At 48.4% G+C, this 26700-nt stretch carries 22 protein-coding genes; 2 read left to right on the forward strand and 20 right to left on the reverse strand.

The window, feature by feature from the left end; all coding sequences use genetic code 11:
- Positions 1 to 16 precede the first annotated feature (16 nt).
- From D0B88_RS16730 to sbcB, 14 genes are all read right to left on the reverse strand, one after another.
- On the reverse strand, positions 17 to 1636 hold the full coding sequence (locus tag D0B88_RS16730; protein ID WP_191966460.1) for a YdiU family protein: 1620 nt from the start codon (positions 1634 to 1636) through the stop codon (positions 17 to 19).
- Positions 1637 to 1737: 101 nt separating this feature from the next.
- Complete coding sequence (gene gloA / locus D0B88_RS16735) at positions 1738 to 2121, reverse strand: lactoylglutathione lyase (RefSeq protein ID WP_007643897.1); 384 nt, start codon at positions 2119 to 2121, stop codon at positions 1738 to 1740.
- A 32-nt stretch (positions 2122 to 2153) separates the two neighbouring features.
- The gene (locus tag D0B88_RS16740) at positions 2154 to 3884 is read right to left on the reverse strand and encodes a hypothetical protein (RefSeq protein WP_151058576.1); all 1731 of its coding nucleotides are present in this window, start codon (positions 3882 to 3884) and stop codon (positions 2154 to 2156) included.
- Between the two features lie 138 nt (positions 3885 to 4022).
- On the reverse strand, positions 4023 to 4805 hold the full coding sequence (locus D0B88_RS16745) for a sulfite exporter TauE/SafE family protein (protein WP_151058578.1): 783 nt from the start codon (positions 4803 to 4805) through the stop codon (positions 4023 to 4025).
- Entirely contained in the window at positions 4802 to 4993 is a 192-nt protein-coding gene (ccoS, locus tag D0B88_RS16750; protein WP_007643900.1) for a cbb3-type cytochrome oxidase assembly protein CcoS, read from the reverse strand. The genes D0B88_RS16745 and ccoS overlap by 4 nt, the downstream gene beginning before the upstream one ends.
- Positions 4994 to 5031: 38 nt before the next feature.
- Positions 5032 to 7476, reverse strand: a complete 2445-nt coding sequence (locus D0B88_RS16755; protein WP_151058580.1) for a heavy metal translocating P-type ATPase — start codon at positions 7474 to 7476, stop codon at positions 5032 to 5034.
- Between the two features lie 11 nt (positions 7477 to 7487).
- Positions 7488 to 8033, reverse strand: a complete 546-nt coding sequence (locus D0B88_RS16760) for a FixH family protein (RefSeq protein WP_151058582.1) — start codon at positions 8031 to 8033, stop codon at positions 7488 to 7490.
- A 48-nt stretch (positions 8034 to 8081) separates the two neighbouring features.
- Positions 8082 to 9494, reverse strand: a complete 1413-nt coding sequence (ccoG, locus tag D0B88_RS16765) for a cytochrome c oxidase accessory protein CcoG (RefSeq protein WP_040392739.1) — start codon at positions 9492 to 9494, stop codon at positions 8082 to 8084.
- 127 nt (positions 9495 to 9621) lie between these two features.
- Positions 9622 to 10539 (reverse strand): cytochrome-c oxidase, cbb3-type subunit III, encoded by a 918-nt coding sequence (gene ccoP / locus D0B88_RS16770; RefSeq protein ID WP_191966461.1) that lies wholly within the window; start codon positions 10537 to 10539, stop codon positions 9622 to 9624.
- A gap of 24 nt (positions 10540 to 10563) precedes the next feature.
- Positions 10564 to 10749, reverse strand: a complete 186-nt coding sequence (locus tag D0B88_RS16775; RefSeq protein WP_007643907.1) for a CcoQ/FixQ family Cbb3-type cytochrome c oxidase assembly chaperone — start codon at positions 10747 to 10749, stop codon at positions 10564 to 10566.
- The gene (ccoO, locus tag D0B88_RS16780; RefSeq protein ID WP_007643908.1) at positions 10749 to 11360 is read right to left on the reverse strand and encodes a cytochrome-c oxidase, cbb3-type subunit II; all 612 of its coding nucleotides are present in this window, start codon (positions 11358 to 11360) and stop codon (positions 10749 to 10751) included. Before ccoO ends, D0B88_RS16775 begins: the two co-directional genes overlap by 1 nt.
- Before the next feature lie 10 nt (positions 11361 to 11370).
- Entirely contained in the window at positions 11371 to 12828 is a 1458-nt protein-coding gene (gene ccoN, locus D0B88_RS16785; RefSeq protein WP_040392740.1) for a cytochrome-c oxidase, cbb3-type subunit I, read from the reverse strand.
- A gap of 262 nt (positions 12829 to 13090) precedes the next feature.
- Positions 13091 to 14308, reverse strand: a complete 1218-nt coding sequence (locus D0B88_RS16790; protein WP_151058584.1) for an argininosuccinate synthase — start codon at positions 14306 to 14308, stop codon at positions 13091 to 13093.
- A gap of 161 nt (positions 14309 to 14469) precedes the next feature.
- The gene (gene sbcB, locus D0B88_RS16795) at positions 14470 to 15933 is read right to left on the reverse strand and encodes an exodeoxyribonuclease I (protein WP_151058586.1); all 1464 of its coding nucleotides are present in this window, start codon (positions 15931 to 15933) and stop codon (positions 14470 to 14472) included.
- Between the two features lie 194 nt (positions 15934 to 16127).
- Here sbcB and can point away from each other — a divergent pair, with 194 nt between their 5' ends.
- Together can and D0B88_RS16805 are read left to right on the forward strand one after the other, a co-directional pair.
- Positions 16128 to 16757, forward strand: a complete 630-nt coding sequence (gene can, locus D0B88_RS16800) for a carbonate dehydratase (protein ID WP_007643912.1) — start codon at positions 16128 to 16130, stop codon at positions 16755 to 16757.
- 187 nt (positions 16758 to 16944) lie between these two features.
- Entirely contained in the window at positions 16945 to 19248 is a 2304-nt protein-coding gene (locus D0B88_RS16805; RefSeq protein ID WP_151058588.1) for a PAS domain S-box protein, read from the forward strand.
- On the opposite strand, the gene D0B88_RS16810 is transcribed toward D0B88_RS16805, so the two are convergent.
- From D0B88_RS16810 to D0B88_RS16835, 6 genes are read right to left on the reverse strand one after another with little or no spacing between them, the layout of a single operon-like run.
- Positions 19245 to 20321, reverse strand: a complete 1077-nt coding sequence (locus tag D0B88_RS16810) for a chemotaxis response regulator protein-glutamate methylesterase (RefSeq protein WP_304487088.1) — start codon at positions 20319 to 20321, stop codon at positions 19245 to 19247. The genes D0B88_RS16805 and D0B88_RS16810 overlap by 4 nt on opposite strands.
- A gap of 14 nt (positions 20322 to 20335) precedes the next feature.
- A complete protein-coding gene (gene cheD, locus D0B88_RS16815; RefSeq protein WP_007643915.1) occupies positions 20336 to 20947 on the reverse strand; it encodes a chemoreceptor glutamine deamidase CheD in 612 nt (203 codons plus the stop codon).
- Complete coding sequence (locus tag D0B88_RS16820; RefSeq protein ID WP_225318427.1) at positions 20937 to 21800, reverse strand: CheR family methyltransferase; 864 nt, start codon at positions 21798 to 21800, stop codon at positions 20937 to 20939. Before D0B88_RS16820 ends, cheD begins: the two co-directional genes overlap by 11 nt.
- Positions 21785 to 24127, reverse strand: a complete 2343-nt coding sequence (locus tag D0B88_RS16825) for a methyl-accepting chemotaxis protein (RefSeq protein WP_151058592.1) — start codon at positions 24125 to 24127, stop codon at positions 21785 to 21787. The genes D0B88_RS16820 and D0B88_RS16825 overlap by 16 nt, the downstream gene beginning before the upstream one ends.
- A gap of 12 nt (positions 24128 to 24139) precedes the next feature.
- Positions 24140 to 24640, reverse strand: a complete 501-nt coding sequence (locus D0B88_RS16830; protein ID WP_007643919.1) for a chemotaxis protein CheW — start codon at positions 24638 to 24640, stop codon at positions 24140 to 24142.
- Positions 24641 to 24675: 35 nt separating this feature from the next.
- The gene (locus tag D0B88_RS16835) at positions 24676 to 26640 is read right to left on the reverse strand and encodes a chemotaxis protein CheA (RefSeq protein ID WP_151058594.1); all 1965 of its coding nucleotides are present in this window, start codon (positions 26638 to 26640) and stop codon (positions 24676 to 24678) included.
- Positions 26641 to 26700: the final 60 nt, after the last annotated feature.

Raw genomic sequence — 26700 nt, forward strand, 5'->3', positions numbered from 1 at the left:
TTTTTGAATTGCAGTGTTACGAACTGCAAGACAGCATGGAACAACCGGCCTTGTGCCGCGCCCACTCAGGTCGCTTGGCATAATAGGATTCAAATTCAGGCTGCTCAGCGTAGGGGTTGCGCAACAGCTGTAACAATCGCTCAATTTCAGAGGCATCACCAAGGGTCGCCTTATCGATTGCCTGCTGTGCCAAATAATTGCGCAACACATATTTGGGATTTGTGCGATTCATGAGCGCGCGCCGCGCTTCGTCCGACACATTATGTAACACCGCATCCTGCTGTAAACGCTGCCCATACGCACGCAACCAACTGATCATCGTGCTTTTGGCATCCCCAGTCGGCTCTTGATAATAGGCGAATGCCACTTTATCAAACCATTGTTGATCGCTGTACTGATCAATGTCATCCACTGAATATTGCGCAAGCTGGCGATAAAAAATTGTCATATCAATTTCTACGGTTTGCAGCGCGAGCAATAAATTGTCTGTTAGAGTTTCGTCCTGTGCGGGGTCAAATTGATATAAACCTAATTTGCTCGCCATGTCGCGCTGGGCACAGCGCTCATACTCAATACGGTATTGCTCTAATGCAATTTGCAAAGGTTCGACAGCATTGATGAGCGGATAAATAGCATTGGCCAATTGCGTTAAATTCCACAGCGCAATCCGCGGTTGATTGCCAAAGCGATAACGGCGACCTTGCGCATCGGTAGTATTGGGAGTCCAATCGGGGTCATAACCTTCCAGCCAACCGTAAGGGCCGTAATCAATCGTCAATCCAAGAATCGACATATTGTCTGTATTCATCACACCATGAACAAAACCAACGCGCATCCAGTGCGCGATTAATTGCGCTGTAGCAATACAGACTTCAGTAAACCACTGCACATATATATCGACACCAATGTCATTATTTTTGGCAGACAATAAATGCGGAAAATCGGTGCGGATGGTGAAATCTGCCAAACGTTTTAATAATTGATTGTCACCGCGCGAGGATAAAATTTCAAAATTACCAAAGCGGGTAAAACTGGGCGCAACACGGCATACAATCGCACCTGGCTCAAATTCAGGGTTGCCGTCGTAAAACATATCGCGCCTGACTTTTTCACCAGTAGTCACCAAACTGAGTGCACGGGTGGTGGGAACACCCAAGTGAAACATAGCTTCACTGCATAAAAATTCGCGCACCGATGAGCGTAATACTGCCAAGCCATCCGCACTGCGCGAGTAAGGAGTGGGGCCGGCGCCTTTTAATTGCAGTGTCCAGTGCTCGCCTTTGCTATTGATCACTTCACCCAAATTAATCGCGCGCCCATCGCCCAACTGCCCTGCCCAATTCCCAAATTGATGACCACCGTAGCAACAGGCGTGAGGCTCCATCCCAGCGAGCAATTGATTGCCCGCAAATACCTGCGCGAATTCCGCTTGTTGAAATATAGCGGCAGGCAAATCTACTAACGCTGCCACTTCTGCTGCGCCCGCCAGAAGTTGCGGATTAGTTACCGATGTAGGATTTACTCGCGAATAAATGGCGCCAACAACCTGACGACGAAAATTTTCAGTTTCCGGATCAGCGGGTAATTGATGCACCAGACGATTATCGAACAGTAGATCATGCAGGGAAGATTTCATAAGGGTTTACGCAAGAAGCGCCCGGCTCCAGACAAGTATTAATTTAAAAAATGAGATTAAAACCGAAGCGAAACTTGATGTAGCGAGTGATAAAAAAATAATTACTTTATGCCAAGTAATTCAATTTTGTAGCCATCCGGGTCTTCAACAAACGCGAGGATTGTTGTGCCGTGCATCATGGGGCCCGGTTCACGCACAATTTTTCCACCGCTCGCACGGATTTTGTCGCAAGTGGCATAAACATCATCGCACCCTAAAGCAATATGACCATAGCCCTTACCCAGATCATAACTTTCCACACCATAGTTATAGGTTAGCTCGATCACGCTATTGTTTGCTTCATCGCCATAACCAACAAACGCAAGGGTAAATTTTCCTTCCGGATAATCATGCTGACGCAATAATTTCATGCCCAACACTTGAGTATAAAAGTCGATTGATTTTTGCAAGTTACCCACTCGCAACATGGTGTGAAGAATACGCATCAGATTACCTTTTCATAAACGACATAAAAATGTTAAAAGCGTTGCTTCGCACCGATGGTAATTTGATATTTGCCCAAACCTTCGCGCGCGGTAGTGGGGGTCGCCACATCAATATGCACAACGTTCCCAATACGCACTTTGCTGGAACTTAAACGCAGACCAAAACCGACATTGCTCAGCAGCGGGCTGTAACCATATTGTTCAATGCCCCACGCCTTGCCCATATCAAAAAACACCACGGTGCCGACCCGCATCAGGTTGAAAATGTGGAGATCTGAGAAGTAGCGATGCTCCACGGTAAACACATAGCTTTCATTGCCGCGCTGGTAATCGGTGGGATAGCCGCGCAAGCCCGTAATATCACCCAAGGTTATCTCTTCGTATTGGGCGAGATCCTGCCCCAAATCGTAACGAAGGCCCATGTACCAACGGCGCTTTTCATCCTGAAAGTAGTTGTAGTTAACATTGAAGCTGACAATGGTGGTATTGACGTCATCCAAACTCGAATAGTGGCGACCGTCCAGAGTAAGGCCAGCTTCCAGAATGTGATGTTTACTCACCTCCATCACGTTGGTGTAAGTGCCTATATAGCGAATGACATCAGCACTATTGTCTAGTGTGCGGCCGCCATAACCTACACGCATGGTCATATTTTGCCCGAGCGCAATATCTTCCGGGCGCTGGATTTGGTTTACGTTTTTGAAGACACCGAAACGATTTTCCAGAAATTGGTATTCAACCCAGGGGTAAACCGCTTTGCGTTGTTCGGGAATAGTCTGCAGGGTTTCAGGCGAGGGATAAAAGTTATCTTCCTCGTTAGAAAAACCCACCAACCAGCGCTGGGTATAGTTGGTGCTTATATCACTCGCAATACCAAAATAAACCTGATTGTTCATGGTTTGGTGTTGGAATTCGTTGATCTCGACATCCATATGTCGGATGGTTTCTTCGAGTGTTACATCCTGGGTATAAAAACCAGCAGACCACGGACTCTTCAGTGAATAGAAAGGGCGAGAGACATCGATAATCATATCGCTGCCATCACTGGTATCGGCGTAATAAAACTTGACTGCAATTTGGGAATTGAAGATATGCGGGTTGCGGAAGTCGTAATTCACTAAATTTCGCTGGGCGTTTTCTTCATAGCCCACAGTCAGGCTATTGCCCGACCCCAGAATGTTGCCGTCGGAAATAGCAAAACCCGAGTTAGTTCCCTCGGACTCCTTACTGACCGAAAATTGCGGCTCTAATGCCCAGGCGTCTTGAGTGACGACCACCAAATCGACCTGCTCATCGCACACACTGAGCGGCAAAATATAGGCATTGGTTAAGTAGGGGCGCTTGCGCAGAATACGCTCGCTCTCTTGTACCTGCGATACATCCAAAGGCTGCCCCTCTTCAAAGAGCAGCTGCGCTTCAATTACATGAGGGCGTGTATTGACGTGTAGTTTATTCAGGAAGAGATAGAGGCTGTTATTTTCACGCGGGTCATCCTTATCAAAAATCGACAGGCTGTTGTATTGAATATGGCGAATCCGCTTGCCTTCCATGCCGGCAAATACATTCGTTTCGACACGGGCATGGGCATCGGTAATAGCAAGTTTTTTAGCGCGACTTGAATCAAATGGTACACAGCTGGAATCATCTGCCATAGCAGGCTTATCCGCTTCTGCACTGGCAGCCACTGATAAGGTGGCCAATACCGCCAAGCACCAACATCCAGTTGTACTCAATAACCCTTTACCCGGGGTTTTGCTCATCATAGTGTCTCAGACGCTCGCTTTAGATGACGACAGACAGGTAAACCTTGGACTCAGCAATCACTAGTTAAGTTCAGGATAACAGGCGCGCACCTTAGCATAGGGTAATTCAGGCGCCTAGCAACGCGCTGTAAAGGCTTGTTAGTGATGGTGATGTTCGTGCGTGTCAGTGTCTTCTGCGGCAGATGATGACTGCTGGTGATGTTCATGGGATGGTGAATCGGTAGCCGCAGGTTCCTGGTGGTTGTGATGGTGCCCATGCCCTCCGGCGCCCCAGAGCGTCCAGAGACCAAAGAGGATAATCATAATCGCCATAGCCCAACGCAGATGACGCAGTTGCAGCAGCCTATTAAGCTGTTGGGCTGCCAACCCCGCGAGCAGTAAACTCGGCAAGGTTCCAGCGCCAAATGCCAACATGGTGAAGCCACTCAGTGCCCAGTGCCCCTGCGCCATGCTGTAAGCCAGTGCGGAGTAAACCAAACCACACGGCAACCACCCCCAAAGCGCGCCGAGCAATAAGCCTTTGCCGGGATGATTAACAGGCATCAGTCTTTTACCAATAGGCTGCAGATAAGCCCATAGATAGCGGCCAGCAGACTCCAGATAGGTTAATCCATGCCACCAGTTGGCTAAATACAGCCCCATGGCAATCAATAATAACCCTGCCAGCCAACGCAACCACGCAGCACCTCCCGAGGCGGTAATTTGCTGGGCAAACACACCGACCAAAACCCCCATCAGTACATAACTCAGCAGGCGGCCAATATTGTAGGAGCAGAGGATAATAAAACGACGTCGCGACTCTTGTGCAGGCACCGCCATACTCAAAGCGCCCATGATGCCGCCACACATACCAATGCAATGGGCACTGCTAAACAGCCCCAATAAAAATGCAGTGACCATGACCGACCAATCAATACTCATTCCGCTGTTTTCTCTGCGTCAGTTTTGGCAGAGTCATCTTTTTTAGGCTGTTCAGCATCAAACAGTATGCGATGAGCTTCGGTATCCAGATTGTCGTACTGGCCATTATTGATCGCCCAAAACAGCGCTTTTACCGCCAGCGCGATAAATACAAGCGCACAGGGAACCAAAAAATACAGACTTTCCATCAATAGACCCAGAGTAAAGACACTCGTTTTAAAGGACGTTAATCCATCAAACGCAGTGCGTTGAAAATCACCACTAGCGAACTGGCAGTCATGCCAATTGCTGCCAACCAGGGCGGAATCATACCCGCCGCGGCCAAGGGTAACGCGAGCAGATTATAGACAAGCGAGTAGCGCAAATTCTGGCGAATAATACCTTTAGTGCGCCGCGCTATATCCAAAGCCTCGGCCAACACCGCCAGACGATCATTGAGCAATACCGCATCGGCACGGGTTTGCGCCAAATCCGACGCGGAAGCCATAGCGACCGACACATCGGCCCCGGATAACACCGGTATATCGTTGATGCCATCGCCAATCATCAGCACTTTATCACCTGCCGCTTGACGCTGGCTCAAGTGCGACAATTTGTCGCCCGGTTTGGCACCCGCCATAAACTCATCAATACCGAGATTCCGTGCAAGCTGGGCAACAGCGCCGCTCTGGTCACCGCTGAGCAACTCCACCGCAATCCCACGCGACTTGAGGCTGGTGATAAGCGCCGCTGCATCGGGCCGCACTTCATCGACCAAACCTATCCAGGCCAAGGGTTGTTGTTCGCTGGCAAGCAACAACCAAAGATGTTGATCGTCAGGTAAGGCCAATGGGGGCGTCCCTACAGCAGAACCAAACTGACCGGCAAACTCAATAGTACCCAAGCGATAACCCACACCATCAATTTGCCCTTCCACGCCAGCCGCGGTGGTTTGTTTCACCGCTGTTGCGGTGTAGACATCTTGCCAAGGCATAAACGCCGCCGCCAGCGGATGGTTAGAGCCGGCCTCCAATGCCGCTGCTATGCCAAGTAATCTATCGCGCGGCAGCGCCACTGATTCAAATATCCGCACCTCCGCCAAGGTAAACTGGCCTTTGGTGAGGGTGCCGGTTTTATCAAAAATAACGCGATTCACACTGTTCAGCGTTTCTATAACGTGGCCGCGCGCTACCAAAAACCCGCGTTTACGCAGGTTAGCAGTTGCTGCCGATAGTGCGGCGGGCATCGCCAAAGCCAAAGCACAGGGGCAAGTCACCACCAATACCGATAGTGTCACCCAAAGGGCATGCTCGGGGCGATACCAGAGCCAAAACGCAAATACGGCGGCACACACCACCAATAAGCGGGCAATAAAAAAGCGCGCGATACGGTCAGCACTCAGCACTTGCAGTGGTTTATCGTCAGCGGCCTGGCTGGCCAAGCGCTCAATGGCCGACAACTGGGTCGCAGCACCAAGCGCAGTTACTTCAACTTTCAATGGACTGTGATTATTCAAGGTGCCAGCAATCACCGAATCACCCGGTTTTTTAGTGACGGGCTGGGACTCACCGGTAAGTAACGCCTCAACTACTGCACTTTCACCGGCAACCACCCGGCCATCGCAGGGAAACGTGTCACCCGCTTTAACTAAAATAAGGTCGCCCAACTGCAGGGTTTTGATGGGCATTGACTCTTCAATTTCACAGCCATTTTCCGTGCGCAAACAGCAGGCGGTTAACGGCATGAGTTGGGCGAGATTGCCAAACGCCAACCGGTTGCGATGACGCGCGCGCAACTCCACATAACGCCCCACCAACAAAAACAGGGTGAACATGGATACCGATTCAAAATACACCTCGCCGGTGCTGGTGACGGTGGCCCAAACACTCGCCAGATAGGCAAGGCCAATCGCCAGCGCGACCGGTACATCCATCACTAAATGACACATTTGGATGCTGCGCCAAGCCGCTTGAAAAAAAGGCCAAGCCGAGAAAAACACCACAGGCGTGGCCACTAACATGGACAGCCAGCGCAAAAAATCCAACCAGAAATCCGTCGCGCCGGTGTACATACCCACCGCCACCATCATCGCCTGCATGGTGCCAAAACCGGCGACACCAATACGGAACAAGGCGATGCGGTTTTCTTTTTTAATTAATTGTTGCTGTTGGTCGTCCGTTGCCGGGCGCGGCACATAACCAATGGCATGGAGCGCAGCGAAGATCTCGCTCAAAGGCGCCTGTTCATCCCAAATCACCATGCAGCGATGTGTAGTGAGGTTCACCGTAACTGATTTAACCGCCGGATTTAGTTTGAGATGGGTTTCGATTAACCAGCTACAGGCCGCACAGGTTATACCTTCCAGCAGCAAGTTAGCCTGTTTGAGGCCGCCCGCTAACGGCAGCACAAACTCGGATTGCACTTCAGGTAAGTCATAAATTTCCCAGCGCTGGGCTACCCCTTGTGGTGATTCGCCGAAGGCTTCCGGGCGCTCACTGGTGGAAGTCCGAAACTGATAAAAACTATCCAAACCGCCATCCACAATCGCCATCGCCACCGCCTGACAGCCGGGACAACACATGAGGCGTGTCTCACCTTGAATTTGTACGGGATAATAACTGGCAGCAGGAACCGGCAAGCCGCAGTGATAGCAAGCCTGAGCAGAAGTCGCTGAGGAGGCTGGTGACGCCATGAATGACTCGACTATTTGACGCGTGGCGCCAACCCGGTTTTGTCACTAATACGAAAATCAATTTCTCCACTGAGGGTCCAGGGAGCTTCTTTACGCAGGGCAATATCGCCGATGGGATAAAGCGTCAGATACCAGGAATACTGGGGCTCAGTAGCCAAGGTGCCACGATATTGGCCTGGCGCAATGGCCTTGAGGTGGATAATTTGATCCTTTTCCTCCTTAACCGGATGTCCCATCATTAGCAGGATAGTATCTGGCAAGGACGCAGTATCGCCAACAGCACGGGTAAGGCTAATCATCACATCGCCACTGGTGCGATCAAAACGCAAATCCGCGAGCAACTCTAAATCCCGTGCGCGCTGATCCTGCTCCAGTGCCTGGTTGATCATGCGCCCTTCCTTGTAGTAATTATCGATAATCACATCGTCTGCCCCCTTGAGGGCAATGGTAACGGTGATGCTGCACATGATGATGATGTAAATCAGCGGGCTGAATACAAACCAAAACCAAAACTCCCGATACCAGGGCTTGGCATTTTCTGCGACTAATTCACTCATAACAAAATACCTGTTAAATCTGGTTAAAGGCCGCTGCCCAATAAGGGATTAAGGCCCAATAAAAGTAGTGGTGTTAATGGCCGTAAGCTCGGGGTTCTCACGTGCACGCACGCGGAAACGAATTTCGCTTTTTCGCGTTTTTAATTCAGATTTGGGAATAGTGACACGTACCGGTACGGTTAGCACCTCCCCTTCCAGCGCAGGCATTGCCCGATACCCCTCAATCACAAAAGGATAATCACCCTCAACTTCCAGGTCGTAAGTATGGGTACTGCGATCCATATTACTGATTTTGATGGTGTAGACGTTCTGGATATCGCTACCCACTACTCGATACATGCGCACACCGCGATCACGTTGGGCTTCAAGCCCGACCGGCACGCGGGTTGCAATCGAATAAACAAAAAGCGAGATCATGATGGTTAACATCAAACCATAGCCCAGCAGCCGCGGCCGGAAGACTTTGGTTTTGCCATTTTGAATTGCATCCTCGGTGGTGAAACTGATCAGACCGCGCGGATAATCCATCTTATCCATCACGCTGTTACAGGCGTCCACGCAGAGGCCGCAATCGATACATTCAGCCTGCAGACCATCGCGAATATCGATATCTACTGGGCACACCTGCACACACCAGGAACAGTCAATACAATCGCCCAATCCCTGCGCCTTATAGTCATCACCCACTTTACGGGGGCCGCGCTTTTCTCCACGCAGCGGATTGTAGGAAACAGTGAGGGTATCCTGATCGTACATGACCGCTTGAAAACGCGCATAGGGGCAGATGTATTTACAAAACTGCTCGCGCATAAAACCGGCGTTCATATAGGTAGCACCAACAAATAATGCAACCCAGAAAAAAGGGACCAGATCCAAATTAAAGGTGAAGAAACTCACTACAAGCTCGCGAATTGGAGTGAAGTAGCCCACAAATGTCAGGGAAGTGATAATGCTAATCGCGATCCAAATAAATTGTTTGGCGCCCTTGCGCCACAACTTCTCAAAACCCCAGGGCTTGGCATCCAGTTTGATGCGCTTGTTACGATCGCCCTCGCAGACAAATTCCGCCCAGATAAACATTTGGGTCCATACCGTTTGTGGGCAGGTAAAACCACACCATACACGCCCCACCAGCACGGTTACCGTAAACAATAAAAAGGCGGCGATTACCAGTAGCCAAGCGAGATACATCGCATCCTGCGGCCAAAATGTCAGCCACAAAATGTGGAACTTGCGCTCAGGCAAATCAAATAACATGGCCGGGCGACCATCAATCACCAACCAGGGTAATAACAAGAAACCCAGCATCAGGGGTACGCCTGTGTAACGGCGCAGGCGCTGGTAAAAACCGGTGATACGGCGCATGTAAATTTTGTCATCCGCCTCGTAGAGATTTACATAGCGGATAACTGGCTCGGACGGCTTATTGTCAGGGGAATTGCTGGCAGGTTTTTCACTCAAGGGAACCACCTCATTGGCTAGCCTCCCGGATAATCCGGGCGAGCTAAACAGATATCAAAAAAAACAGGGCGAAAAAAAAGGCAGGCCTGGGCCCGCCTTCCTTGTATAACAACCAGTTCGCCGGAATCTAGTTGTTGTCTTCTAACGACAAGCTGTACACATAGGCCGCTAGCAAATGGATACGGTCTTCTTTCAGCAGATCTTTCTGCGCCGGCATTACACCATTGCGGCCATGGCGCAAGGTCTGGCGGATAGTGGCAGGCTCGCCACCGTAAAGCCAAATATCATCCGTCAGGTTGGGAGCACCCAGCAATTGGTTGCCCTTACCATCCAGACCATGGCAAGCCGCACAATTCACATCAAAGTGCTTTTTACCTGCATCCGCTTTGGTTGCATCATGCTCAGCACCGGACAAACTCAATACATATTCAGTGGTTTCCGCGATGCCTTTTTCACCCAACAAGGCAGACCATGCAGGCATTGCTGCTTTACGGCCATGATTCAAGGTTTCCAGAATTTTGTCTGGTGTGCCGCCATAGAGCCAGTCTTTATCAGTCAAATTCGGAAAGCCTGGGTTGCCACCACCGTCTGAACCGTGGCAAACAGCACAGTTATTAACAAACAAACGGAAGCCCATTTTGAGCGCATCAGGGTTTCTGGCGAGTTCTTCAATCGGCATTTTTGAGTAGACGCCATACGTTTCGGCATAGACTTTTTCCGCCTCAGCCTGATCCCCACGCAACTCCCCTACTGAGGTCCAAGCTCCGGTATCTTTCCACTCTATACCTTTATAAGAACCCAAGCCTGGGTAAATAACCAAATAGACAGCACTGAATATAAATGTCAGCAAGAACATATAGAACCACCACCGAGGCAGAGGGTTGTCATACTCCTCAATACCATCGTATTCGTGGCCGGTAGTTTTTGCTTCCGTGCTCTCTTCACCCACCACCGCGCGCTTGCGATTGGCAAAAAGAATCCATAACAGCAACACCAGATTGGTGACTGTCAGGATAATGATCCAAAGACTCCAAAAAGTACTCATAGTTAAATCCGCCCTAATCGATGATTACTTGTGATCATCAGTCTGCTTGTTGTCTGGCTGCTTGGTGTTAGGCTCATCGTCCGCAAAAGGTAACTTTGCATCCTCTTCAAAGCGCTTTTTGAGCTTGGGCGAAAAAGCCCAAAAGCACACGCCGAAGAAGGCGATGGTAACTAACACGGTTGAAATAGCACCAAGTGTACCCGTATCCATTAACGCTTCTCTTTGAGCAAAATGCCCAGGTTCTGTAAGTAAGCAACCAATGCATCCATCTCAGTCACGCCTTTAACTGCAGCTTCAGCACCAGCAATATCTTCCTCTGTATAAGGAACTCCCACTGAGGCTAAAGCACGCATTTTGGCGGCAGTATGTTTGCCATCGAGCTTGTTGTCATACAGCCAAGGGTAAGCAGGCATGATCGACTCAGGCACAACAATACGTGGGTTAAACAAATGCACTTTATGCCAGTCATCGGAATAACGGCCACCTACGCGCGCCAAATCCGGACCGGTTCTCTTGGAACCCCACAGGAACGGGTGCTCGTACACAGACTCACCGGCGACCGAATAGTGGCCATAACGCTCAACTTCAGCGCGTAGCGGACGTACCATCTGGGTGTGGCAAACGTGGCAACCCTCACGAATGTAGATATCACGACCTTCCAACTGCACGGCGGTGTAAGGCTTCAAACCTTCGATCGGGGTGGTAGTCTCTTTCAAGAAGAACTGCGGAACAATCTCCACCAAACCACCGAAGCTAATAGCGACGACCATAAATACAGTCATCAAACCAATATTTTTCTCAACTATTTCATGACCTTTCATGGCATTCCCCTTAAACAGCTGGTGCCTGAACAGGCTGGGTAGCATTTGCAGCTGCTTCTTTTTTGGAAGCGCTTACAGTGCGATAAGTGTTGTAGGCCATCACGAGCATACCGGTCAGGAAGAAAGCACCACCAATAAGACGCATGATGTAACCCCCTTTACTGAACACGACGGTTTCAATAAAGCTGTAGGTCAAAGAACCATCGGGGTTGAATGCACGCCACATCAAACCTTGACCGATACCGTTAATCCACATAGCCACTACATAAAGAACAGTACCCACAGTGGCCAACCAGAAGTGCATATTGATCAATTTAACGCTGTGCATTTCTTCACGATTAAAGAGTTTCGGAATCATGTGGTACAGGGCACCGATAGAAATCATTGCCACCCAACCGAGTGCGCCAGAGTGAACGTGACCCACAGTCCAGTCAGTGTTGTGAGAGAGTGCGTTTACGTTTTTAATGGCCATCATTGGGCCTTCGAAGGTAGACATACCGTAAAAGGACAAAGCAACAACGAGGAAGCGCAGGGTTGGGTCAGTGCGCAGCTTATGCCAAGCGCCAGACAGGGTCATAATACCGTTGATCATACCGCCCCAGCTTGGTGCCAACAGAATCAATGACATCACCATACCTAATGATTGAGTCCAATCCGGTAAAGCAGAGTAATGCAAATGGTGAGAACCAGCCCATATGTAAAGGGAGATCAACGCCCAGAAATGCACGATAGACAACTGATATGAGTAAACAGGGCGACCCGCTTGTTTGGGTACAAAGTAGTACATCATGCCAAGGAAGCCAGCGGTCAAGAAGAAACCTACTGCGTTGTGACCGTACCACCATTGGACCATAGCATCGGCAGCACCGGCATAGGCAGAGTAAGATTTGGTCAGAGTTACTGGCACTGCAGCACTGTTGACAATATGCAGCACGGCAACGGTAAGAATGAAGCCGCCGTAGAACCAGTTAGCTACATAAATATGGGAAGTTTTACGCTTAACAATGGTGCCGAAGAACACAATCGCATAAGAAATCCAAACGAGTGCAATAAGAATATCAATTGGCCATTCCAGCTCCGCATACTCTTTAGAGGAGGTCATGCCCAGCGGCAAAGTAATTACGGCCAATACAATAACGGCTTGCCAACCCCAGAAAGTAAATGGCACTAACCAACCACCAAACAAACTGGTCTGACAGGTACGTTGCACAACGTAGTAAGAAGTCGCAAACAGCGCACAGCCACCAAACGCAAAAATTACTGCATTAGTGTGCAGGGGGCGCAAACGGCCGAAATGTGTGTAGGGTTGCAGCAAGTCATTCAAACCTGGCCACACCAATTGTGATGCGATAAGCACACCAACGCCCATACCCACTATGCCCCATACAATGGTCATAATGGAGAACTTGCGTACTATATCGAAGTCGTATACTGGAGGATCCCCAGCTACAGTCGCATGACTACCCATAGGACTTTCCTGTTACTTAAAGAGAAATGAAAACTTGTTTGTCTCTGGCCGTGCAACTTACCGCACGGAGCTTCACGGCAATCATCAAGCCTATAACCCTACTGAAGGTGCGGCATTTTGCCTCATGTGTGGCATTTTGTCCCACGCAAGTAGTTACAGGATTGATATTTATCAAATTATTTATACGGAATTAACCCGAACACTTTATTTACCCAGGTAAATAAAGTACCTGCGCTCACAGGAGCGCAGGTTAAAAAGGAAATTACTTCAGCATACGGCCCTTGTTAGCAGCAATACGCATACGCAGTGCATTCAGTTTAATGAAACCTTCTGCATCTTTTTGGTTGTATGCACCAGCATCATCTTCAAAAGTCGCTATTTTTTCATCAAACAAGCTGTCGGGAGAACGACGTCCAACAACACTCACTGAGCCTTTGTAAAGCTTCACGCGTACATCACCGTTTACATGAGCTTGTGACTGATCGATCATCGCCTGCATCATCAGACGCTCAGGACTCCACCAGTAACCGTTGTAAATCATGTCCGCATACTTGGGAATCAAGCTGTCCTTCAAATGGGCAACTTCGCGATCCAGAGTAATAGATTCAATTGCACGGTGCGCACGCATCATGATGGTGCCACCAGGGGTTTCATAGCAGCCGCGAGATTTCATACCCACATAGCGGTTTTCCACGATATCCAGACGACCAACACCGTTCTCACCACCAACCTTATTCAGGTAAGCCAGTACGGTAGCCGGAGACATTGGCTTGCCATCAATAGCAACTATGTCGCCTTTCTCGTAGGTCAACTCAAGGTAAGTCGGTTTATCAGGAGCGGCTTCAGGGGCAACAGTCCAGCGCCACATATCTTCTTCGGCTTCAGTCCACGGGTTCTCCAGAACCTTGCCTTCGTAAGAGATATGCAGCAGGTTGGCATCCATAGAGTAAGGTGATTTTTTCTTCTTGGAGTAATCAACCGGAATATTGTGCTTCTCGCAATACGCCATCAAGGTTTCGCGGGAGGTCAAATCCCACTCGCGCCATGGGGCGATTACTTTGATACCTGGTTTCAATGCATAGGCACCCAATTCAAAACGCACCTGGTCGTTACCTTTACCGGTAGCGCCGTGGGAAATGGCATCTGCACCTACTTCATTGGCGATTTCAATCAAACGCTTGGCAATCAAAGGGCGGGCAATAGAGGTGCCGAGCAGGTACTCACCTTCATAGATGGTATTAGCGCGGAACATAGGGAATACGAAATCGCGGACAAACTCTTCGCGCAGATCGTCAATGTAAATTTGCTTAACGCCTAGCGCCTCAGCTTTAGCGCGGGCCGGCTCAACTTCTTCGCCCTGACCAATGTCAGCGGTAAAGGTGATCACTTCACAGTTGTAGTTTTCCTGCAACCACTTAACGATTACAGACGTGTCAAGGCCACCGGAATAGGCCAACACTACTTTTTTGATAGATGACATGGGGACTCCCGCTAACACTCGTTGACAATTCACAGGGCACGATCACGAGTCGCAATCCGCAGACCGGTACCTTCTTGGGCGCGGGATTGTACTCGCAAGCAGACCAAATTCCCACACTTGCGGCCGTTAAAACCCTGTGCAAAGTCAAATTGAACCCTGTTTTACCCAGCTGCCATCAACTGCTTGCCATACGCGGCTAATTGCTGCAAAAGCAGACGCTGCTCAGCACTGGTGGACTCCGCCTCACTGAGCGTTTTTATCCGCAGATCAAACTCCATCAAGGTCAGAGAAGATTGCGCCTCAGGTGAAGTCAGCCGCCAACGGCAGAATTCCCGCCAGCGCTGCAGCTCTTCGGCACTGAGGCTGGCAGGAAAATTGCGGGCGCGATAGCGAAACAACATTTCCCCCAACCGCGGGTCATTGAATGGAAAGGCGGTATTAGCCAATGTTTCAGGATCAGCATTGCGCACGCGGGTCATTAAACGCTTGTCGTGATCATCAAAAAAACCGCTGTAAAGCAGTTGCTCAGGATCTGTTTTTTCCGCAAAAGAGTTGCTCGAATACAATTGATATAAACGCTGCAGCAAGGATTCGCGCTCACTTAACGTCAGATTGCGCAGAACTTGCCAATGCGCCTCGCAGCGCTGCTTATCAATGTGCAAACGCTGGGCAGTGGCATCATCCAGCATCGCTGCCGGTAGTAGCATCGGGGTTTTATTCATGTGCACTTCTTTGAGCGCCAAGCGCTCTACCCCTTCGGGTAAATCCTCGGTGCGGGTATAAAGCCGCAGCTGTAATTCCTCGACCGGCAAACTGAGCAAGGCTTGCGGATCGGCGCTCAGATTGTAAGCGATCACCGAATTCTTATTGGTGGGGTGCATAGCTAAAGGCACAATCAACGCCGCGTTGCCGTTCTCACCGGGAAAACGGGAGGAAATGTGCAGCAGCGGTTTGGCAGCATCGATATCAATCATACTTGCGGCAAAACGTTTGTCGCGCAGACGATAAGCGTAATCATAGAGTTTAGGCTGGCGGGTTTTAATCAGCTTGGCCACAGCGATGGTGGCATAGACGTCTGAGAGCGCATCATGTGCAGCCTCGTGTTTGAGATTGTTCGCCTGGCTCAGCATTTCCAGCTTGAAGCAAGGACGACCATCCTCATAATTAGGCCATTCGATCCCTTCCGGTCGCAACGCACGGGTCATACGCACCATATCGATAATGTCCCAGCGCGAATTACCGTTGCGCCACTCGCGCTCATATGGATCATAAAAGTTGCGATAGAGAGTATAACGCGTTACTTCATCATCAAAACGGATCGAGTTATACCCCACACCGCAAGTCCCCGGACGCGCGAGCTGACGATGAATAGCGGCAATAAATTCGCACTCTGGCAAGCCCTTGCTCTGGGCGACTTGCGGCAACAGTCCTGTAATTAAACAAGCTTCCGGTTTTGGCAATACATCAGGCGCTGGCTGACAATAAATCATTAAAGGCTCGTCGATCACATTGAGCGACTCATCCGTGCGCACACCGGCAAACTGCGAAGGGCGATCAATCGCCGGCACCTCGCCCCAGGTTTCGTAATCGTGCCAATAGAGACTAACTGACGATTCATTCTTCATATTATTTATTCCACAATTTTGCCAGACACTCACAGCACCTCACTGCACCAACAGCGGGCAATCTAACACCTCCCAAGCAGTTTCCCCTATACTGCCGCCTGATTTTTGTGACCGGATTTTTTTAATTACAAAACCTGTTTTTGATCTGAAATCCCGTCTTTCATTTAACCGCAAAGTCCCGCCTTGGAGCCACTATGAGTGATTTAGATAGCCTGTTTGCCAGCAATGTAAAATGGGCCGAAGATATCAAACGCAAAGAGCCTGACTTTTTTTCCAACCTGGCCAAACAGCAAGCGCCAGAGTATTTATGGATAGGCTGCTCGGATAGCCGCGTACCCGCCAACCAAATTGTTGACCTCGCCCCCGGTGAATTATTTGTACACCGCAATGTGGCCAACGTGGTCATTCACACCGACCTCAACTGCATGACTGTACTTAATTACGCCGTTGAGTTTCTCAAAGTAAAACATGTAATGGTAACCGGCCACTATGGCTGCGGCGGTGTAAAAGCAGCACTGGAAAATCGCAAACTGGGGCTAATTGATTACTGGTTGCGCAATATTCGCGATGTTTATTACAACAACAAAGAAATCATGGATCAAATCAGTGATCCCGATGAACGAGTCAACCGCTTGTGCGAGTTAAATGTAGTGCAACAAGTAGAAAATATTGCGCGCAGCAACATAGTCCAAAATGCCTGGGCGCGCGGTCAGGAACTGAGCATTCACGGTTGGATTTACGATATTCACGACGGCATTCTGCACAAACTGATGCCGCCGGTTGATTCAGTAGAACAAATTCCCGAGCAGTATCGCCTCTACTAAATAGTAAAGACGCCCGTCTTTACTGAGCACTACCTGCATCACTGTGTTTAGCGGCGATGCAGTAATCCCCCGTAATACCCTGCCATAAAACCTATTGTTAGAATCTTTTCCATCGCCCTAGAAAGCCTTGGGTGCTGATCTATACTTGAACCGACTACCACCTCACCCGCAACTGACGAGATAAGCGATGCCCGACGATTCACTGCCCTCCGGCCATCAAAACTCAGCCACACATGTTGTCCGGGAGTCTTCGCCCTATTCATTTGAACGCGAACACCTTGAACCGGAACAGGTGCGCCAACTCTACAAAGGTTTTCCACTTTCGCTGATCGCCTCTTTGGTTATAGCGCTTATGCTCAGCGTATCCCAGTGGAAAGTAATCGCCCACGCCGACATTATTTTGTGGAATCTGATTTTGAGTAGCGTGTTATTAGCACGCCTCGTGCTCTGGCTCAGCTGGAATAATCTGCATCAGCTCTATTCGACACGTTTTTGGTTAAACAGCTTTCGTGTGGGCGCTTGGCTTACCGGTCTGGCATGGGGTTCAGCCGCTTTTTTATTATTTGCGACCGAAGCCAGTATTTATCAGGCGCTACTAGCATTTACGCTTGCAGGTATTGCAACCGGCTCTATTACTTCACTCACTGTCGACAAATATTGCAGCATCGGTTTTGTGATACTGGCTATCAGCCCACTCAGCGTGGTGATGTTATTACAAGACGGCCCCACGGCCTTTTTCATGTCAGGCATGACGGTCATTTTTATATTTTTTGTCATTGCTGGCACAGCGCGCACTCGCAACACAATGATTGACCAACTCACCAAACAATTTGATTTGCTACGCCTAAGCGAAGCACTGGACAAAAAACAACGGCTCGATCAAATTGTTAACAGCGCACAATCTATCTTTATCAATGAAAATAAAATTCAGGCCGCACTGGAAAATTTATTGCGTGATACGCTGCCATTATGCGATAGCAAACTCGGCTTTATAGGTCAGGTAAATAAAGATGAACAAGGGCAGCCCTATATGCGGGCACTGGTATTTTCCAGCAGCAAAAGCAACGACCTACAGCTGAGTTTGTTTCGTGAAAAAAACCTGCCCACAAATGGAGAGTATCGCAATCTCACCACCATGTTTGGCAGCATAATGCTATCGGGAAAACCGCTGATTACCAGTCACTTGGGGCGCGACTTGCGTGCAGCAGTTCTCCCCCCCGGTCACCCTGCTATTGAAAGTTTTATTGGCATTCCCATTTTTAATGGCAAAGAACAGGTTGCCATGCTCGGGCTGGCCAACGCCCCTGCGGGCTACAGCAGCGACACCATTACCGATCTTGAGCCCATTCTGAAAAGTATCGCCCAATTTGTGCAAACGCTTAATCACCAACAACAGCATGAACAAGATCAAGCCGCACTGGAGGCGAGCAACCAACAGCATCAAACCATTTTGAATGACATTGCAGATGGTGTAGTTATCATTAATAAATTGGGCATTATTGAAAGTTTTAATCACGCTGCGGAAACCATCTTTGGTTATCGCGCCCCGCAAATTATTGGAAAAAATGTCAGCGTGCTCATGCCCGAACCCTATCAATCCATGCACGATGGCTATTTAAAAAATCACCTGCATACCGGCAAGAAAAATATTATTGGTATTGGCCGTGAAGTACGGGGGCTACGTCGCAACGGCCAGGAGTTTCCGATGGATCTCATGGTGTCGCGGGTCTATCAACAAGGCGAACCGGTATTTATCGGAATTGTTCGCGATATTACTGAAAAAAAACGTATCGACGATTTACGCACTCAATTTATCAGCGCTGCCAGCCGCGAAATTCTTGGGCCGCTCAACCTTATTAGCGAAGCTATTACACTATTACGCAAACGCGCCGTAGAGGAATTGCCCGAACACATTGCCAACCTCACTGAAATCGCACAAACCAATAGCTATCAACTGCAAAAGCTTATGGGTGATTTGATTGAAATGCAGAATCTTTCCCGTGGAGATATGCCCTTTAATTTAAGCCATCAAGCAGCTTTGCCATTAGTTCGCGCAGCGATAAGCCAGCAGCAGACCTTTAGTGATATTTACCAGAGTAAAGCGATTATTACCGAAAACCTGAACAATCCAATGATCCACACCGATGCGCACCGTTTTGAGCAAGCAATTGGTCATATATTGCAATTCTTGTTAAAAGTATCAGGTCGCCATGGTGTGGTGCCGATTGCGCTGTCGGAAGAGCGCGGGCATATAAAAATAGAAATGCGAAGTAATAATCACAAACTGGATACAGATGCGCGCAGCAATCTGCAACAACAACTGGGCAAACGCCCAGGCATTACCCACAGCAATTACAACAACGGCAGCGAATTAGGCCTAACAATAGCCAAAGAAATTATTGAAAAAATGCACGGAAAAATCGAATTGCAGGATTCAGCAGAGGTATTAAATTTCGCGCTAACCTTCCCTCAAGCACCGCAATCCTATTAAAGGCGGTTGCCACTGCCCATGGTTTTTATTTTCTCCAGCAATAGTGCACCCATTTTATCCAAGGCAACTACCTGATCCACACCACCAATTTGCACGGCTTCTTTCGGCATACCATAAACCACACAGCTCGCCTCATCCTGTGCGAGCGTATAACCACCCTGCTGACGAATCGCCAACATACCCTTGGCACCGTCTTTGCCCATACCAGTCAGTAAAACTCCCACTACATTTTTACCGCCCGCGAGCGCTACCGATTCCATCATTACATCCACCGCCGGGCGATGGCGGTGTACCGGCTCTGCATCAGAAAGTTTGACCACATAATCAGCTCCAGAACGCGCCACAATTAAATGATGCCCACCGGGTGCAAGAAACGCATGCCCCGGCAAAATGCGCTCACCGCCCTTGGCCTCAACAACATGCAACCGTGTCAGCTTATTTAATCGCTCGGCAAAAGTGCGTGTAAATCCCGGCGGCATATGTTGGGTCATCACAATACCGGACATAGCAGCAGGCAACTGCATTAATAAATCCTTAATCGCTTCGGTGCCGCCAGTCGAAGCACCAATTGCGATTATTTTTTCCGTGCTTTGCAAACGTCCGGCAATAGCTATTTTCTGTTCCGGCTTGACGTTGGGGCTTGCATCGCCCTTAAACGGTTTAACTTTTATGGTGGCAGCCGTTTTAATCTTTTCTACAATCAGCTCGGCATATTCACGAATACCACTGGCGATTCCCAATTTTGGCTTGGGAATAAAATCCACTGCTCCCAACTCCAACGCCTGTAAGGTCGCCTCTGCACCGACTTCAGTTAAGGTGGAAATCATAATCACCGGTGTCGGGCGCGCCCGCATCAGCTTTTCCAAAAAACTCAATCCATCCATGCGTGGCATTTCTATATCAAGCGTAATCACATCGGGCACAAACTGCTTTACCATATCCCGTGCAACATAAGCATCGGGTGCCAAACCAACCAACTCAAGACCAGGCGCGGCGCGAATAATTTCCGCCAGCAAACTGCGCACTAGTGCGGAGTCGTCAACAACAAGTACCTTTATCGCCAAAACTATCACCCCATAAAAAAACACTAGGTAAACAATTCGACATCACCGCTTTTGGGTGTGTATTTAACGCGCATACGGTATTCACTTTCACGATCAAGAATAGTGGAGTTGTGAATAGATTTAATTTTCTTAATAAGCACTTTTCCGGTCTGTGGGAAAAAATATACTTTGCGTGGATAAGGCCCAAGCAGGTCCTGCGCCACGATTGGAATACCTTCGTTATGCAAATAATCCAATACAAACTCCGCATTGCGTTCGCCCACATTATTAATTGTTAGGCCGCGCAGCACATTTCCCCCGCCAAATACTTTGGCCTCAAGCCTATTGCGATTGGCGCCAATTTTAAGCAAATGGTTAATTAACAACTCCATAGCGTAACTGCCATAGCGAGCCGACTCAGTTAGCAGGCCGGTTTGGTTACTCTCATCATTCGGCAATAAAAAATGATTCATGCCCCCTGACCCCGAGTAGCGATCACGCAAACAAACGGCGACACAGGAGCCCAGCACAGTAACAATCATTTTATTGGCGGCAGTCACACAATATTCGCCAGGTAAAATTTTTACCGCGTCGCAATCGAAATAACGGTCGTAATAGACATTGGGAGCGAAATGGACATTCTGTTCAAAGTTCATGCCCAACACCTTCAGCCATAGTCCTTGCTGGCTGATAGGTGGTTTTATTCACCAATTTCACCAAGTGACTAGCCTGCGCAAAACTTTCAGAGTGCCCGGCAATATACAAACCATTCGGTCGCAGTAAGCGAACCATACGTTCCAGCAAACTTAGCTGGGTCGGTTTATCAAAATAAATCATTACATTGCGGCAAAAAATAACATCAAACACACCCTGTAATGGCCAATGCCGCTCGAGTAAATTAATTTTTTTAAATTCAACCAAACGCCGCAAAGGCTCAATAACTTTAGCCTTGCCAGCATTGCCACCTTTACCGCGAAGAAAAAACTGTTTTTTTTGCTGTAGCGATAAAGAGTCAATGCGATCCATGGAATAAATTCCACGACTCGCTTCAGCCAATACATTGCTATCTATATCTGAGGCGATAATTTCAACCGGAGGATCGTAACGGCCAAATGCCTCAACCAGCGTAATCGCAATGGAATAAGGTTCTTCACCGGTACTGGATGCAGCACACCACACCCGCAATTTGGGTGAACCACTGCGATGTGTTTTGGCATAATCAGCCAGTATATTGAAATGATGGGATTCGCGAAAAAATGCCGTCAGGTTTGTTGTCAGTGCATTAACAAACTCTTCCTGCTCGGCAGGTGTTTGCTCTAGATGATTTAAATAAACGGCAAAATCAACCAGCCCCAACACCCGCAAACGACGCGCCAAACGGCTATAGACCAACTGTTTTTTGCTATCCCCCAAATGAATGCCAGCCTTACGATAAATAATCGCTTTGATTCGCTCAAAATCAGCGTCGCGATAATTAAACTCGCGGTCACGCATTAAAACTCTTCCCATTCATCTTCCTGAGCTGCTTTGGGCGGTGCGAGTTTTCTTGCAGGAGCAGCTTTAACAGGTTTCTTACCGGGCGCACTTAACCGTTTTTTTGGCGCAGGCTCTACAGCGCTATCTACTGCAAGATGAAACTGTGCAACACTTTGGGTTAACTGATCCGCTTGTGCTTGCAAGCTTTCGGCTGCCGCTGCTGCCTGTTCCACTAGCGCCGCATTCTGCTGAGTCATTTCATCCATTTGTGATACAGCAGTAGAAACCTCCTCAATACCAGTGGACTGCTCAGCCGAAGCAGCGGCAATCTCAGCCATAATGTCATTCACACGTTTTATCGCATTCACAATTTCTTTCATGGTATCGCCGGATTTTCCAACCAACTGATTACCACTATCAATTTTTTGTACTGAATCCGATATCAGCGCTTTAATATCTTTTGCTGCATTAGCCGAGCGCTGCGCCAGGGTTCGCACCTCGGATGCAACCACTGCAAAACCACGCCCCTGATCGCCGGCACGCGCCGCCTCTACCGCTGCATTGAGCGCAAGAATGTTAGTCTGGAACGCGATACCATCAATAACACCAATAATGTCAGAGATTTTCCGCGCCGATTCATTAATTGCATTCATGGTGGTGACAACTTGCTGAATCAAAGTACCGCCATCTGTCGCAACTGCCGATGCCTGTTCCGCCAGTACGTTAGCCTGTTTGGCGTTATCGGCATTTAATTTAACGGTGGAGGTTAATTCTTCCATAGAGGAAGCCGTCTCTTCCAAATTTGCCGCTTGCTGTTCAGTGCGGCTGGAAAGATCGGCATTGCCTTGGGCAATTTCACTGGAGGCAGTGAAAATAGTATCCGCTGCCATACGAATTTCACCGAGCATACTGGTGAGACTGGAGGTTGTTTCATTACAATAATTTTTCAAATCGCCAAAGGTGCCCGAATAATCAGCATCAATAGTCTCGGTAAGATTGCCCTGTGCAATCGCGCCCAACACCCGAGCTACGTCTTTCAGGCCTTTATCAGCAGTGGTGACCAAACTATTTAGCCCTTCCGCCAGCTTGAGGAAAAAACCATTTTTACCTTCGGTTTTCAGTCGCACACTAAAATCGCCTGCAGCCGCAGCTTCAACCAAATGATTAACTTCCTGCTCAACCGCAACTTCTTCAGTGCGATCCAACCATTCAACGACAGATCCGAGGCGCGCACCATCTTTGGAAAAAATGGGGTTGGCAACCAACCGAAATGAACGCTTGCCAACAACAATATTGCCGGTGTACGTAGTGGTTAAATTTTCTAGCAACTTCATTTGATGTGCGGGGTTTTTATGGAATATATCCATATTACTACCAACGATTTTATCCACAGAAAAATGCGGTAACACGGACTTAATATCTGCCTCTGCAATACGCAGCATCATCTCCACCGATTTATTCATGTAAATAATTTTTCGTTCCGGGTCGGCGATCATCACATTGGTAGTCGTGGTTTCAAGCGCACCAAGAATCCGGCTCATTTCATGCTCGGCAGCCACCTCTTTGGTTCTGTCTATCCATTCCACAACGGAACCCAAACGCTCGCCAGAATCCGAAAAGATAGGATTGGCAATCAAGCGAAAACTGCAGCCAGCCACTACTATATTACCCACATAGGTATCACGGAGATTGGCGAGCAATTGACTTTGATGTGCAGGGTTGCGATGAAAAATATCCATATTACTGCCCAGCACTTTATCCACCGAAAAATGTGGCAATGCTTTGCGTAATTCGTTTTCTACTGCGCGCAACATTTTTTCGACAGCCTTGTTCATGTAAATAATAGTGCGATCATTATCAGCAACCATGACATTGGAAGAGGTTGAATCAAGCGCACTTAAAATACGATCCATCTCGCGCTGCGCATTGACATTCTTAATAGCGTTTTGGGTGATATCAGTCGCGTATTTCACAACCTTAATCACTCGCCCATCGGTATCAAGGATTGGATTGTAACTAGCCTGAATCCATACTTCTTTGCCGCCCTTGCCGATGCGTTTATATTGGCCAGCCTCAAAATCGCCGCGCGCCAAACATTCCCAAAACTTTCGGTAGGCATCACTCGCACGATATTCAGAATCTACAAACATACTGTGATGGCGACCTTTAACTTCATCCAAACTATATCCGGTTAACGCCAGAAAATTTTGATTGGCATTGAGGATGGTGCCATCCAATGCAAATTCAATAACCGCTTGCACGCGATGAATCGCCGCCAATTGGCCGCGAACATTCTCCAATTCTTGTGCGTTGACTTTAATCAGATCTTTATCGCCAGCAAATAATTCAAATAGTTTCATGGGTAATTTTCCTTAGTTTTTTGTCGCCGGTGCGTCTGCTGTATCGAATAATCCCAACTCTTCGCTGGATATAAGTTCGTTAATATCAACCAAAATAATCATCTGCTCATTAACACTTGCCAGCCCCAACAAATAACGGCTGTTAAACGCCACGCCAAAATCGGGTGGCGGTCGCAACTGTTCCTTACTCAAACCGACAACATCTGATACGCCGTCTACCACAATGCCCACAATGCGGCTGCGAATATGCAGCACTATCACAATCGTAAATTCGTCGTAAGTTACCTGTCCTACGTTGAATTTAATGCGCAAATCAACAATTGGAACTATATCGCCACGCAGATTAATCACCCCCTTAATAAAGGGCGGTGCATTAGCAATTTTTGTTACCGACTCATAACCGCGAATTTCTTTTACGGTCAGAATATCAATTGCATAATTTTCATCACCCAAACTAAAAGTGAGGAATTCCTGCACGGTACTCGCAGAAATTGATTGCGACAGTTGATCCATACACACGCACTCCCAAACAGAGGTATTGCTAAAGTTTAGCTAGCAGCAGCCAAATGCACCGATTGATTAATCGATAGCGCCAGGGATTCCACATCCAAAATCAATGCAACACTGCCATCGCCTAAAATGGTGGCACCGGCAACACCCTCAACGCGTTTGTAATGCTGCTCCAGGCTTTTAATGACCACTTGCTGTTGGCCAACCAAGGCATCCACAAACAATGCAAACCGATGTTTCGCAGTTTCAACCAATACCACAATGCCTTTGGAAACTTCGCTAAAAACAGGCTCCAATTGCATAATGCTGTGCAGCCGTAAGATGGGCCAATATTCATTGCGCACCTGCAGTAACTGATCGTTACTACCCAAGGTTTTAATGTCCTTTTGCGCTGGTTGAATGGATTCCACAATAGAAACCAGTGGAATAATAAATGTTTGATCGCCAACAGATACGCACATGCCATCCACAATGGCCAAGGTCAATGGCAAATGAATAGTAAAACTGGAACCCTGTCCCGCGCGGGATTCAATGTGAATGCGCCCACCTAAACTTTGCACATTGCGCTTCACCACATCCATTCCCACTCCGCGCCCGGAAATATCAGTCACAGCGGCAGCAGTTGAAAAACCTGGCGCAAAAATTAATTGCCATACCTCTTCATCTTTTGGGTTGTCACTAACAGGGATATTATTTTCATAGGCTTTTTCCAGAATGCGCTCGCGATTCAAACCGCCACCATCATCGCTGATACTGATAACAATATTACCGCCCTGCTGCGCGGCGCGAAGCGTCACCTTACCTGCCGGATCTTTACCGCGTTCGCGGCGCACCTCGGGTGATTCAATGCCGTGATCAATACTATTGCGCACCAAATGCGTCAGTGGGTCCACTAACTTTTCGGTTAGGCCTTTATCCAATTCGGTATCGCCGCCCTCGATAATTAACTCAATTTGTTTTCCCAACTTACCGGCAAGGTCGCGCACAACACGCGGGAAACGATTAAACACAAAGGATACTGGCAACATGCGGATTGACATAACCGCTTCCTGAATTTCCCGCGTGTTACGCTCCAATTCACTGGCAACTGCTTGAAATTTTTCAGCAATCGCCCCCTCAAGGCTTTGCCCTAACAAGTTCATCATGGATTGGGTGATAACAATTTCACCCACGAGATTAATGAGCTGATCAACCTTGGCAACATCTACACGAATGGATGAACTCTCTACCGCCACCGATTCTGCGGTTTTATGTTTTACCGGTTTGTGAGAGAGTTCAGTATTTTTTTCTGCAACAGGAATTGCAGCAGATCCTGGCGCTATCACTGGTGGTATTGCAGGAACTACTATTGGCGCCGCCGGGACGGATGGAATTTCGTCAAAAAAACCAAAACCTTCATCATCACTAGCAGCCAACAAGCTATCAACAAAACCAAACACCGTATCTTTGTTTTCTGGCACTGATGACTCATCAAAAAAACCAAAGGATTCATCGTCGGAAACGGTCGCCGACTCTTCAAAAAAACCATAAGCTTCACTTTCGGACGCAGGAGAGGTTTCGGTAAAAAAACCATAGGCGGGGTTTTCATTTACCGAAGGGTTTGGAAGTGTAGCAGCGCCCGAGGTCACTACTTCAAGCTGTTCAGTGAGTTGATGTACGCCAGCCCAATCGATTGCGTCACCATGGCGATAAGCGAGCAGAATTTCTTTTAGTTTATCGACAGCCTGTAAAAATAAATCAACCATGGCTGCAGTAATGGCGAGATTGCCTTTGCGGATTTTATCCAGCAACCCTTCCATAATATGTGTTGCACTGGTTAGCGCATCAAAACCAAAAATTCCACTACCGCCTTTTATCGAGTGAGCGGCACGAAAGATGCTGTTAAGCATTTCAGCGTCAGGGCTTGTGATATCAAGCTCCAACAGCAGCTGCTCCATCTCATCCAAGTGCTCTTGGCTCTCGTCAAAAAAGACAGTGTGAAATTGTTTCATGTCTATCGACATTTCTCACATCCTTCGCAATACCTTCAGTATTTCCGTAAAGGCGCCGTTTGCTGCGCCCTG

The organism is Cellvibrio sp. KY-YJ-3 (assembly GCF_008806955.1).
In the GTDB taxonomy this organism is placed as follows: domain Bacteria; phylum Pseudomonadota; class Gammaproteobacteria; order Pseudomonadales; family Cellvibrionaceae; genus Cellvibrio.

What these genes read in the sequence shown, in the direction of transcription:
- D0B88_RS16730 (WP_191966460.1), bottom strand. Translation starts at nt 1,636, where the DNA reads ATGAAATCTTCCCTGCATGATCTACTGTTCGATAATCGTCTGGTGCAT.
- gloA (WP_007643897.1), bottom strand. Translation starts at nt 2,121, where the DNA reads ATGCGTATTCTTCACACCATGTTGCGAGTGGGTAACTTGCAAAAATCA.
- D0B88_RS16740 (WP_151058576.1), bottom strand. Translation starts at nt 3,884, where the DNA reads ATGATGAGCAAAACCCCGGGTAAAGGGTTATTGAGTACAACTGGATGT.
- D0B88_RS16745 (WP_151058578.1), bottom strand. Translation starts at nt 4,805, where the DNA reads ATGAGTATTGATTGGTCGGTCATGGTCACTGCATTTTTATTGGGGCTG.
- ccoS (WP_007643900.1), bottom strand. Translation starts at nt 4,993, where the DNA reads ATGGAAAGTCTGTATTTTTTGGTTCCCTGTGCGCTTGTATTTATCGCG.
- D0B88_RS16755 (WP_151058580.1), bottom strand. Translation starts at nt 7,476, where the DNA reads ATGGCGTCACCAGCCTCCTCAGCGACTTCTGCTCAGGCTTGCTATCAC.
- D0B88_RS16760 (WP_151058582.1), bottom strand. Translation starts at nt 8,033, where the DNA reads ATGAGTGAATTAGTCGCAGAAAATGCCAAGCCCTGGTATCGGGAGTTT.
- ccoP (WP_191966461.1), bottom strand. Translation starts at nt 10,539, where the DNA reads ATGAGTACTTTTTGGAGTCTTTGGATCATTATCCTGACAGTCACCAAT.
- D0B88_RS16775 (WP_007643907.1), bottom strand. Translation starts at nt 10,749, where the DNA reads ATGGATACGGGTACACTTGGTGCTATTTCAACCGTGTTAGTTACCATC.
- ccoO (WP_007643908.1), bottom strand. Translation starts at nt 11,360, where the DNA reads ATGAAAGGTCATGAAATAGTTGAGAAAAATATTGGTTTGATGACTGTA.
- ccoN (WP_040392740.1), bottom strand. Translation starts at nt 12,828, where the DNA reads ATGGGTAGTCATGCGACTGTAGCTGGGGATCCTCCAGTATACGACTTC.
- D0B88_RS16790 (WP_151058584.1), bottom strand. Translation starts at nt 14,308, where the DNA reads ATGTCATCTATCAAAAAAGTAGTGTTGGCCTATTCCGGTGGCCTTGAC.
- sbcB (WP_151058586.1), bottom strand. Translation starts at nt 15,933, where the DNA reads ATGAAGAATGAATCGTCAGTTAGTCTCTATTGGCACGATTACGAAACC.
- can (WP_007643912.1), top strand. Translation starts at nt 16,128, where the DNA reads ATGAGTGATTTAGATAGCCTGTTTGCCAGCAATGTAAAATGGGCCGAA.
- D0B88_RS16805 (WP_151058588.1), top strand. Translation starts at nt 16,945, where the DNA reads ATGCCCGACGATTCACTGCCCTCCGGCCATCAAAACTCAGCCACACAT.
- cheD (WP_007643915.1), bottom strand. Translation starts at nt 20,947, where the DNA reads ATGAACTTTGAACAGAATGTCCATTTCGCTCCCAATGTCTATTACGAC.
- D0B88_RS16820 (WP_225318427.1), bottom strand. Translation starts at nt 21,800, where the DNA reads ATGGGAAGAGTTTTAATGCGTGACCGCGAGTTTAATTATCGCGACGCT.
- D0B88_RS16825 (WP_151058592.1), bottom strand. Translation starts at nt 24,127, where the DNA reads ATGAAACTATTTGAATTATTTGCTGGCGATAAAGATCTGATTAAAGTC.
- D0B88_RS16830 (WP_007643919.1), bottom strand. Translation starts at nt 24,640, where the DNA reads ATGGATCAACTGTCGCAATCAATTTCTGCGAGTACCGTGCAGGAATTC.
- D0B88_RS16835 (WP_151058594.1), bottom strand. Translation starts at nt 26,640, where the DNA reads ATGTCGATAGACATGAAACAATTTCACACTGTCTTTTTTGACGAGAGC.